This window comes from Vibrio minamisatsumaniensis (genome assembly GCF_050337445.1).
Taxonomy (GTDB): domain Bacteria; phylum Pseudomonadota; class Gammaproteobacteria; order Enterobacterales; family Vibrionaceae; genus Vibrio; species Vibrio artabrorum.
The window spans coordinates 1-10,117 of record NZ_JAKJSY010000109.1 but is presented as its reverse complement, the minus strand read 5'-3'; the positions used below and the strand labels follow the sequence as shown (position 1 = coordinate 10,117).

Below are 10,117 nucleotides of genomic sequence, written 5' to 3'. Positions count from 1 at the left end.
GATACTCTTTAGAGCCAAAAGCGGCGGTACTGCAAGCGAGCATCTTGGTGACATTTTCAATGACGACGGTTCGGAGCGTTTTCCGATGTTTATTGAGGTAGTTTAGCCAATTATCGTTGGCATTGAAGAGTTGTTTGATGGGCTTATTCGGATGCATGACCTATAGGATAAACGATTCATGTAAAACGACCTAGTAGGATGAGTCTCTTTGTTTTCGGCCGTAGGCCGCTCAGGCGACAACGTCGCCGGTTCAATCACTGGTCAAGGCTGCTCAAAAAGAGGGGGCGGTTTACAGCGTGGGCATGCCAGACAGCTGGGCAAACTGGAAAGGCACATGGACAGACCTAAAAGCAAGCTACGGTTTGAAACATCAGGATACTGACATGAGCTCGGCGCAAGAGATCTCGAAATTTGAAGCAGAGAAAAGAAACGCAACTGCGGATATTGGTGATGTGGGTTTTGCCTTTGCTCGTGTCGCAGTGAAGAAAGGTGTGACTCAGCCATACAAACCGACCACTTGGAATGACATTCCTGACTGGGCAAAGGACAAAGATGGCCACTGGGCGTTGGCTTACACTGGCACTATCTCATTCATTTCAAACAACAACCTTGTTAAAGATGCACCTAAAACTTGGAGTGACCTCTTAAAAGGCGACTACAAAGTCACTGTCGGTGATGTAGGTGTAGCCGCGCAAGCAAACAACGCAATTCTAGCGGCTGCATTTGCGAACGGTGGTGACGAATCAAACCTAAAACCAGCGATTAAATTCTTTGGTGAACTCGCGAAACAAGGGCGTCTGTCTTACACCGATCCAAGCATCGCAAACCTTGAAAAAGGCGAAGTGGAAGTGGCAATCATGTGGGATTTCAATGCACTGAACTACCGCGACAAGATCGATCATGATCGCTTTACTGTCAGCATTCCACAAGATGGTTCTGTGATCTCTGGTTACACCACCATCATCAACAAATACGCAAAAAACCCGAACGCGGCTAAGTTGGCTCGTGAATATATCTTCAGCGATCAAGGTCAAATCAACCTAGCAGAAGGTTATGCGCGTCCAATTCGCAGCAACATCACACTGCCTAAATCAGTACAAGATAAGCTGATCTCGAACGATCAATACAGCAATGTTCACCCGGTAACTGACTTCTCAGCATGGGAAAAGTCAGCGCGAAAACTGCCTCGTCAATGGCAAGAAAACGTATTGATTCATCAGCAATAATTCCGCTTAACACGCTACCTTCAATAGGTGGATTATAGAAACAAGCAATAGAGAATAGACCATGAGCAATAAGGTTATCCTTGTTGTTCTAGATGGACTGAATTATCAGGTAGCCCGTGATTGCATGGGTTACCTAAATGGCCTTCTAGAACTCAGTGACTTGATAAAAAGTAACGACAACGTTTCCCAAAATCAGCAGAGCACTTCGCAATCCATGAGTACGCAAAAAAACAAGCTGCGTGCCACGCTTTACCCGGTGCAATGTGAAATGCCATCTATGTCACGCCCACTGTATGAGTGCATTTTAACCGGTGTTCGCCCGGTCGAGAGCGGCATCATTAACAACCAAATTGTGCGTTTGTCGAATCACGAGTCGGTATTTAGCTTGGCGAAGTCACAGAACAAGGTGACGGCAGCAGCTGCGTATCATTGGGTGAGTGAGCTGTATAACCGAGCGCCCTTTGATGCCGTACGCGACCGCTTTACTAACGATGAAACCATGAACATCCAACACGGCTGTTTCTATCATTGGGACCACTACCCAGATGAAGCTTTGTTTTTGGATGCTGAGCACCTGCGCGTCCATCATCAGCCTGATTTCTTGTTGATTCACCCAATGAACATTGACGACATGGGACATAAGCACGGGCTGGATTCTCGCCAGTACCGTAATAGTGCACGTGGTGCGGATATCTACCTATCAAACTATCTTGAGCAATGGGTAGACGATGGTTATCAAGTGATCATCACCAGTGACCACGGCATGAACAATGACTTGTCTCACGGTGGCATTCTGCCTGAAGAGCGTGAAGTGCCTTTTTTTGTGATTGGCAATAAGTTCACACACCAAGAGTGTTTAGTGAAACAAACCGACATCTGCGGCAGCGTCTGTCAGTTACTCAACCTTGAACACGATAAACCTTACACTCAGGAATTGTTGGCCCTATGAGCAGTTCTGTCATCACACAGAGCGATGGCTCTGCGCTTCAACCCAAAACCAAATCTTTGTTTCAACGCTTCAAGCCCGCTTTGTGGCTTGCGCCTTTCGCGCTGTTTTTCTACTTGTTCCAACTGGCACCTATGGTTTGGGTGCTGATCAACAGCTTCTTCTATGGTGATGAGCTCTCTCTCGAAAACTATTCTGAAATATTCGATTCTGCCTTCATGATACAGGCTTTCGGTAACAGTTTATGGTTGTCGATTTGGTCGAGTATTGTTGGCTTAGCGATTGCGACTCTGCTCGTTTCTTCATTGCGCCGCGTTGATTCTAAAATCCGCGATGCGGTGATTGCTTTCACCAACATGAGCAGCAATTTCTCAGGCGTGCCTCTGTCGTTCGCTTTCATCATCATCTTAGGCACCAATGGTGCGATTACCTTATTGCTCAAGCAGTACGGTTTACTGGGTGATTTTGACTTGTACGGCAAGTGGGGCTTACTGGCGATTTACATCTACTTCCAGATCCCATTGGCGGCTTTATTGCTGTATCCAGCGTTTGATGTCTTGAGTGACGACTGGCAAGCAGCCTCAGCACTGCTTGGCGCGAAAACTTGGCAGTACTGGACCAAAATAGCGCTGCCTGTGTTATCGCCAGCCTTATTCGGTACCTTCATCATCCTGATTGCTAACGCGATTGGTGCGTATGCGAGTGTCTATGCGTTAACGTCGGGTAACTACAACGTGATTACGATCCGTATCGCGAGCTTGGTATCGGGTGACTTGTTCCTAGAACCCAACCTAGCCGCCGCAATTTCCGTAATGCTGATGGCGATGCTGGCCTTCATCACCGTGATTAACCAATGGCTGATCAGCAAAAGCTACGCAGGGAAGAGAAAGTAATGAATACCGTCAAAACTCGTTTTCATAAAACCGTGGTCTATTCGATTGTCGGCATCATGATGATCCCGATCTTAGCGACCTTTATCTACTCGATCTCTTCTCGATGGGGTGCGACGATCCTGCCGGATGGCTTCACGTTAGATTGGTACATCAACTTGTTGACCGATCCTCGCTTCTTACAAGCCTTTGGTCGTTCACTGTTTATCTGTGTGGCGGCGCTGTCATTGAGTGTGGTGTTGGTTCTGCCGGCGATTTTCGTGGTGTTTTACTATTTCCCTAAGCTCGACAAGATGATGAATATCCTAATCTTATTGCCGTTCGCAGTACCGCCAGTAGTGTCATCGGTGGGCTTGCTTCAGCTGTATGCCGATAGCGAAATTTCTTTGATAGGCACGCCATGGATCCTGATTGGCACCTACTTCACCATCGCGCTGCCATTTATGTACCGCGCGATTGCCAACAGTTTTGAAGCGATCAACCTGCATGACTTGATGGATGCAGCACATCTGCTCGGTGCAAATACCACCAAGGCGTTCTTGTTGATTATTCTGCCAAACCTTAAGAAAGGCTTAATGGCGTCGCTGTTCTTGTCGTTCTCGTTCCTATTGGGCGAGTTCGTGTTCGCCAACATCTTGGTCGGTACACGTTACGAGACACTGCAAATCTACCTATACAACATGCGTCAAACCAGCGGCCACTTCACGTCTGCCCTTGTGATGACGTACTTCCTGTTTATTTTCTTACTGACTTGGTTGGCAAGTCGTTTCAGCCAGGGAACAAAATAATGAGCTATGTAAATGCGAAAAACCTCACCAAAAGCTTTGGTGACAACACGGTGTTTGAAGATATTGAATTTTCCATCGAGAAGGGCGAATTCATCACGCTGCTTGGCCCAAGTGGCTGTGGTAAATCGACTCTACTGCGCAGCTTGGCAGGCCTGAATCCTGTTGATGGTGGCGAGATCTGGGTCAACGGCGAAGAAATCACCCACCAAGTGCCGCAACAGCGTGGTATCGGCATGGTGTTTCAATCTTATGCGCTGTTCCCGAACATGACGGTTGAGGGCAACATTGCGTTTGGCCTTAAGATGAAAAAGCTTGCTGCTAACGAGATTAAGCGCGAAGTCGCGAAAGTGATTGGGCTGGTGGACTTAACGGGCAAAGAGAAATTCTACCCGCATCAGCTATCGGGCGGTCAACGTCAGCGTGTCGCCTTGGCAAGAGCCTTGGTGGTCAAGCCGCGTATTCTGCTACTTGATGAACCGCTTTCGGCGCTGGATGCGAAGATCCGAAAGCACCTGCGTCAACAGATCCGAGATATTCAAAAAGAGATGAACCTGACCACGATCTTCGTGACTCACGATCAGGAAGAAGCGATGATCATGTCTGACCGCATCTTCTTGATGAATAAAGGCGAGATCGTACAAGTAGGCACACCTGAAGAGATCTACACTCAACCAGCCAATGAGTTCGTGGCGGGATTCATGGGCCACTACAATCTGGTGCAAGCGAACAAAGCCAAGCAACTTTTCAACATTGAAACCGAGTGGAAGGTGGCGATTCGCCCTGAATCTATCTACGTGAAAGAGCAAGGCCGACACTATGGCGAGCATATCTCCGCGCCGAAAACGGGCACCATTCGTAACCACCAGCTTTTGGGTAACGTGATTCGCTACCAAGTGGATGTCGATGAGTGTGAATTAACCGTCGATTTACTTAACCGTTCTTCTGAACGATTATTGGCCAACGGCAGCCAACTTGAACTGCTGTTTAACCTTAACGAAATTCAACCCGTGAGAGCCTAAGATGTTCAAACCTTTGTATGTATTTGATATGGACGAAACGCTGATCAATGCCGATGCAGCGATGCTTTGGAATGCGTTCTTGGTTGAAAAGGGCATTGCCACAGCGCCCCACTTTATCGAAGAAGACAAGCGCTTAATGGGCCTGTATTCGGAAGGCAAACTGAACATGGAAGATTACTTAACGTTTTCCATGCAGCCGTTAGCCGATATGCCAACAGAGCATGTGACTGCCTTGGTGGAAGAGTGTGTTGAACAGCATATTTTGCCTAAACAATTCAAGCAGTCGAAACTCTTGATAGAGCAGCTAGAGCAAGACAATATTGACATGTTGATCATCTCTGCCAGCGTGACTTTCTTAGTGGAAGCGGTCGGCCGTAAGATTGGTATTGAGAACGCACTTGGTATTGATTTGATTGAAAACCAAGGCCGTTTTACGTCTCAGATCTCAGGCGTACCAAGTTACCGTGAAGGTAAAGTCACGCGTTTAAAAGAGTGGTTAGATAAGCAAGAAACCAACTACTCAGATATCCACTTTTATACAGATTCAATCAACGACTTACCTTTGTGTGAACACGCTGATTTTGCTTATCTGGTAAACCCATGCCCGCGTTTGAAAGCGTTAGCCGATCAACCGAATTGGTCGATTCTTAACTGGGATTAACGCGAATCTTATATTCGAATTAGGTTCGTTCTAGAATTCATCAAGCCGCTGACTACAGCGGTTTTTTTGCATCATCAGTCTAATATTCGATTTATCACCTTAGCTGATAAAAGGGTGTGTGTAACAATTCAATAACATCTCTGCTCTGCTGTAAATCAAACCATCCTCTTTCAATCCCTTGATAGCTCTCATTTTGTTGTTGTGAGACTTTCTGTGTAACAAATATTTTACAACTTAACGGGTTTTTAGCGTTATTGCCCATTTCCTTCCATCCATTCCAATCTTTCCGCTTGTGGGCCAAATTTAATTAAGGACATAAATCACGTAACACAAAACCAATAGGTACAAGGAGACAGTTCATGGTGGAGTCATACAACCCGCTTGGCACGGATGGATTCGAGTTTGTTGAATACACCGCTGTTGACCACAAGGGAATTGAGCAACTTAAAGCGCTGTTTGTGTCACTGGGTTTTGCTGAGATTGCCAAGCACCGCTCAAAAGAGGCTTGGCTGTATCGACAAGGTGACATCAACTTTATCGTTAATGAACAACCACACAGCCAAGCGGAAGCGTTCGCCAAGGTGCATGGGCCATCCGTGTGTGGCATGGCGTTTCGTGTTAATGATGCAATGACGGCCATGGAGCAAGCATTCAAGGGCGGTGGTGAAGAGTACAAAACAGAAATAGGGCCGATGGAGCTGAGCATTCCTGCCATTTACGGCATCGGTGAAAGCCTGCTCTATTTTGTGGATCGCTATGGCAAGCAGAGCATCTATGACGTCGATTTCCGATTCTATGATGATGCGGAACAGCGTATGGCCGAAGCCAATGTTGGCTTGTATGAAATCGACCATCTCACGCACAACGTGAAGCAAGGCAATATGGACGTGTGGTCTGGGTTTTATGAGCGTATCGGCAACTTCCGTGAGATTCGCTACTTCGACATTGAAGGTAAGCTGACAGGCCTTGTAAGCCGCGCCATGACCTCACCGTGTGGCAAAATCCGCATCCCTATCAATGAGTCTTCAGACGACAAATCACAAATCGAAGAGTTCATTCGCGAATACAACGGTGAAGGTATCCAACACATCGCGCTCGCAACGGATGACATCTACAAAACGGTGAAAATCCTGCGTGATCGCGGCATGGACTTTATGCCAACTCCAGATACCTATTACGAGAAAGTCGACGAGCGTGTAAAAGGCCATGGTGAAGACACCGATTTGCTGCGCGACTTACGGGTTCTGATTGATGGCGCGCCGACCAAAGACGGCATCTTGCTGCAAATTTTCACACAGACGGTAATTGGGCCTGTGTTCTTTGAAATCATTCAGCGTAAAGGCAACGAAGGCTTTGGTGAAGGTAACTTCAAGGCGCTATTTGAATCGATTGAAGAGGACCAGATTCGTCGAGGAGTATTAGACGATGCATAAATGGATCTCGTTTCCTCATCGGGAGGGGGTGTGCTCTAAACAAGCGCATGCCGATTTTCCCGCAGAGGCAATTTATGAGCGAGAAGCCGGTCGAAGTGGTTTCTTCGGCCCTGCCGCTCATTTTCATCACCAACATGCCCCTACAGGTTGGTCGGAGTGGGAGGGCGATCTGCGTCCTCGCGCTTTTGATTTTACGCTGGTGGAAAAAGCCAGCCAGATAACCCCTTGGGCTGTGCCTCACCTTTTACACAATGCGGACTGCAAAATTCGTGTATGGCGCATGAATGAGAAGATGGATTTTTTAGTGCGTAACTCTGACGGTGATGAGCTGTTGTTCATTCACCAAGGTAGGGCTGATCTCTACTGCGACTATGGTCATTTAGAGGTGAGTGAAGGGGATTACGTGATGATTCCGCGCTCGACCAATTGGCGCTTGGAGCCAAGTGAGCCGATGTTCATCTTGATGATTGAGAACACCGACGCGGCTTACTCCTTGCCAGAGAAAGGCATGGTCGGCAATCACGCGGTGTTTGACCCGGCGGTTCTTGAGATTCCTTCTATTAATGACCAATTCCGTGCTCAGTACTCAGAAACTCAAACTCAGGTTCAGGTGAAGCGCCACGACAAAGTCAGTGTCATCACCTATCCGTTCAATCCATTGGATGCAATTGGCTGGCATGGTGATTTGGCCGCGGTGAAAGTGAATTGGCGCGATATCAGACCGCTGATGTCACATCGCTACCACTTGCCACCTTCTGCGCATACGACGTTTGTTGGCGCAGGCTTTGTGGTGTGTACCTTTGTGCCACGCCCAATTGAGAGCGATCCAGGCGCATTGAAAGTGCCGTTCTACCACAACAACGATGATTACGATGAAGTGCTGTTCTATCACGCTGGTGACTTTTTCAGTCGCGATAACATTGAAGCGGGCATGGTGACCTTTCATCCTGCTGGGTTTACGCATGGCCCTCACCCAAAAGCCTTTAAGGCTGGACAAGCGCATAAGAAAAAGTTCACCGATGAAGTCGCGGTGATGATCGATACTCGCCACGCGCTGCAGTTCTCTGATGAACTCGATAGCGTTGAGAACAAAGAATATGTCTACAGTTGGCAAGAGAAGTAAGGGGCAACAAGGATGAAATTAGCAACCAAGAAAAATGGTACTCGCGATGGTCTATTGATGGTCGTGAGTAAAGATCTCAAACAGTGCGTGCCAGCGACGGAGATTTTCCACGCGATGCATCTGGCGCCAACCATGCAGGTAGCCTTGGATAACTGGGACAGCGTTGCGCCTCAGTTACAAGAGTTATACACCTCGCTTAATAACGGGCATGTGACGGGCAGTGAAGTGTTTGCTTCTCAATATTGTGAATCGCCTCTGCCACGCGCTTATCAATGGGCGGATGGCAGCGCGTATGTCAACCACGTTGAGTTGGTGCGTAAAGCGCGTGGTGCTGAAATGCCAGAAAGCTTCTGGGTCGATCCACTCATGTATCAAGGCGGTTCCGACGCGTTTATCGGCCCTCGTGACAACATCGAATTTGCCAGCGACGAATGGGGCATCGATTTCGAAGGAGAAGTCGCGATTGTCACCGGTGATGTACCGATGGGTGCCAGTGCTAAACAAGCGCACGAGTCGATTCGCCTGTTGATGTTGGTGAACGATGTGTCTTTGCGTGGCTTGATTCCGGCTGAACTTGCTAAAGGGTTTGGCTTCTTTCAGTCTAAGCCCTCTTCGGCGTTCTCTCCGGTTGCGGTAACACCTGATGAGCTTGGTGAACAATGGAAAGGGAGCAAGGTGCATTTACCGCTGATATCGACCTACAATGACCAGCCTTTTGGTTGTCCGAATGCGGGCGTCGATATGACTTTCAATTTTGCCGAACTAGTTGTGCATGCCGCGAAGACTCGACCATTATCAGCAGGTACGATCATCGGTTCAGGCACGGTATCGAATAAGCAGGGCACTGATTATGGCACCTCAATTGCTGAAGGTGGCGTGGGCTATTCATGCATTGCTGAAGTACGAATGATAGAGACGATTCGCGATGGTAAGCCGTCGACCCATTTTATGTCGTTTGGTGATTCGATTCGACTAGAGATGTTCGATGCAGCCGGTGGCTCGATTTTTGGTGCGATTGACCAAAAAGTGAGTCAATATCGAGTGTTATAGTCCATATTATAGAGATTCAGCTCAAGCGAGATCATTGTATGAATAAGAACATGACACTCTACGGTTACTGGCGCTCTTCGGCAGCCTATCGGGTACGTATTGGGTTAAACTTGAAGCAGATTAACTATGAGTCTAAATCGGTGCATTTTCTGCGTAATGGCGGCGAGCAGCATGATCCACAATATCGCGAGCTCAACGCCAGTGAATTAGTGCCTGTGCTAGTGGATGGTGAAGTTCAACTCAATCAGTCGTTGGTTATTCTTCAATATCTAGATGAACACTATATGTGTGAGAGCAGCCCAGACACCTTGTTGATTCCAGATCAAACACCACTGCGCTATCAAGCGTTGGCAATGGCTCAGGATATTGCGATAGAGATCCACCCTCTCAATAACCTGCGTGTGTTGCAGTATTTGGAGCGAGAGTTGTCGTGTGAGCAAGAGGCGAAAATAGACTGGCTTCACTATTGGATGAGCCAAGGTTTTTCGGCATTAGAAGAGAAGCTTTCTAAGCATCGTCAAACACACGGTGATTCCGTTTATAGCCTCACCGATTCCCCATGCATTGTCGATATCTGCTTGGTGCCACAGGTGTATAACGCGCTGCGCTTTGGCGTTGATATGTCGCCGTATCCGTTGATTAATTCGATTGTTGACGCGTGTAACCAGTTACCCGCCTTTATCGATGCGATGCCTGAGCATCAAGTGGATGCGAATGAGTCCATGTAGATTCACTGATGTAAACGCAAATACTCGCCGCTTGCGTTACCAAAACTGTGTCTTGAAATAAGCAGTTGCCAAAATTAAATGTAATAAATCAAGTAATTTTATGAATATTTATTCCGTTTAGCACTAATATGGCCCTAATAAAAAAGCCTCGTTATTAAATAAGAGGCTTTAACCCAATGTTTATATTAGTGGTGATTATCTTTCGATAATATTAATAATAAACAATACCCTCGCCTTTCGTAATCAGAGTACC

At 47.3% G+C, this 10,117-nt stretch carries 9 protein-coding genes and 3 pseudogenes; 10 read left to right on the top strand and 2 right to left on the bottom strand.

Annotated features, from left to right (window positions below; translation table 11 throughout):
- A pseudogene (locus tag L4B77_RS18260) lies at positions 1-157 on the bottom strand (IS91 family transposase); the annotation flags it as partial.
- A gap of 97 nt (positions 158-254) precedes the next feature.
- Here L4B77_RS18260 and L4B77_RS18255 point away from each other — a divergent pair.
- The 6 genes and pseudogenes from L4B77_RS18255 to L4B77_RS18230 form a co-directional block, all read left to right on the top strand.
- Positions 255-1,226: pseudogene (locus tag L4B77_RS18255) on the top strand (ABC transporter substrate-binding protein); the annotation flags it as partial.
- 61 nt (positions 1,227-1,287) lie between these two features.
- Complete coding sequence (locus L4B77_RS18250; RefSeq protein WP_429752171.1) at positions 1,288-2,175, top strand: alkaline phosphatase family protein; 888 nt, start codon at positions 1,288-1,290, stop codon at positions 2,173-2,175.
- The gene (locus L4B77_RS18245; protein ID WP_429752169.1) at positions 2,172-3,065 is read left to right on the top strand and encodes an ABC transporter permease; all 894 of its coding nucleotides are present in this window, start codon (positions 2,172-2,174) and stop codon (positions 3,063-3,065) included. Before L4B77_RS18250 ends, L4B77_RS18245 begins: the two co-directional genes overlap by 4 nt.
- Positions 3,065-3,850, top strand: a complete 786-nt coding sequence (locus L4B77_RS18240) for an ABC transporter permease (RefSeq protein ID WP_429752167.1) — start codon at positions 3,065-3,067, stop codon at positions 3,848-3,850. Before L4B77_RS18245 ends, L4B77_RS18240 begins: the two co-directional genes overlap by 1 nt.
- Positions 3,850-4,869: an ABC transporter ATP-binding protein gene (locus L4B77_RS18235; RefSeq protein ID WP_429752165.1), complete on the top strand. Its 1,020-nt coding sequence runs from the start codon at positions 3,850-3,852 to the stop codon at positions 4,867-4,869. The genes L4B77_RS18240 and L4B77_RS18235 overlap by 1 nt, the downstream gene beginning before the upstream one ends.
- A gap of 1 nt (position 4,870) precedes the next feature.
- Positions 4,871-5,530: an HAD family hydrolase gene (locus L4B77_RS18230; RefSeq protein ID WP_429752163.1), complete on the top strand. Its 660-nt coding sequence runs from the start codon at positions 4,871-4,873 to the stop codon at positions 5,528-5,530.
- A 94-nt stretch (positions 5,531-5,624) separates the two neighbouring features.
- Here the strand turns inward: L4B77_RS18230 and L4B77_RS18225 are convergent.
- Positions 5,625-5,806, bottom strand: a pseudogene (locus L4B77_RS18225) (hypothetical protein).
- 83 nt (positions 5,807-5,889) lie between these two features.
- On the opposite strand from L4B77_RS18225, the gene hppD reads away from it, so the two are divergent.
- Genes hppD through maiA form a run of 4 tightly spaced genes read left to right on the top strand, consistent with a single transcriptional unit; the run spans position 5,890 to position 9,864 of the window.
- Positions 5,890-6,963: a 4-hydroxyphenylpyruvate dioxygenase gene (gene hppD, locus L4B77_RS18220; protein WP_429752161.1), complete on the top strand. Its 1,074-nt coding sequence runs from the start codon at positions 5,890-5,892 to the stop codon at positions 6,961-6,963.
- Positions 6,956-8,086 (top strand): homogentisate 1,2-dioxygenase, encoded by a 1,131-nt coding sequence (locus tag L4B77_RS18215; protein ID WP_429752159.1) that lies wholly within the window; start codon positions 6,956-6,958, stop codon positions 8,084-8,086. Before hppD ends, L4B77_RS18215 begins: the two co-directional genes overlap by 8 nt.
- Before the next feature lie 12 nt (positions 8,087-8,098).
- Positions 8,099-9,136 carry a fumarylacetoacetate hydrolase family protein gene (locus tag L4B77_RS18210; protein WP_429752157.1) on the top strand — a complete coding sequence of 346 codons (1,038 nt, stop codon included), beginning with the start codon at positions 8,099-8,101 and terminating at the stop codon, positions 9,134-9,136.
- 38 nt (positions 9,137-9,174) lie between these two features.
- Positions 9,175-9,864 (top strand): maleylacetoacetate isomerase, encoded by a 690-nt coding sequence (gene maiA, locus L4B77_RS18205; RefSeq protein WP_429752155.1) that lies wholly within the window; start codon positions 9,175-9,177, stop codon positions 9,862-9,864.
- The last annotated feature ends 253 nt before the right edge of the window (positions 9,865-10,117 follow it).

Bases quoted from the DNA above. Each gene is read 5' to 3' on its own strand.
- L4B77_RS18250 (WP_429752171.1), top strand. From the start codon at position 1,288: ATGAGCAATAAGGTTATCCTTGTTGTTCTAGATGGACTGAATTATCAG.
- L4B77_RS18245 (WP_429752169.1), top strand. From the start codon at position 2,172: ATGAGCAGTTCTGTCATCACACAGAGCGATGGCTCTGCGCTTCAACCC.
- L4B77_RS18240 (WP_429752167.1), top strand. From the start codon at position 3,065: ATGAATACCGTCAAAACTCGTTTTCATAAAACCGTGGTCTATTCGATT.
- L4B77_RS18235 (WP_429752165.1), top strand. From the start codon at position 3,850: ATGAGCTATGTAAATGCGAAAAACCTCACCAAAAGCTTTGGTGACAAC.
- L4B77_RS18230 (WP_429752163.1), top strand. From the start codon at position 4,871: ATGTTCAAACCTTTGTATGTATTTGATATGGACGAAACGCTGATCAAT.
- hppD (WP_429752161.1), top strand. From the start codon at position 5,890: ATGGTGGAGTCATACAACCCGCTTGGCACGGATGGATTCGAGTTTGTT.
- L4B77_RS18215 (WP_429752159.1), top strand. From the start codon at position 6,956: ATGCATAAATGGATCTCGTTTCCTCATCGGGAGGGGGTGTGCTCTAAA.
- L4B77_RS18210 (WP_429752157.1), top strand. From the start codon at position 8,099: ATGAAATTAGCAACCAAGAAAAATGGTACTCGCGATGGTCTATTGATG.
- maiA (WP_429752155.1), top strand. From the start codon at position 9,175: ATGAATAAGAACATGACACTCTACGGTTACTGGCGCTCTTCGGCAGCC.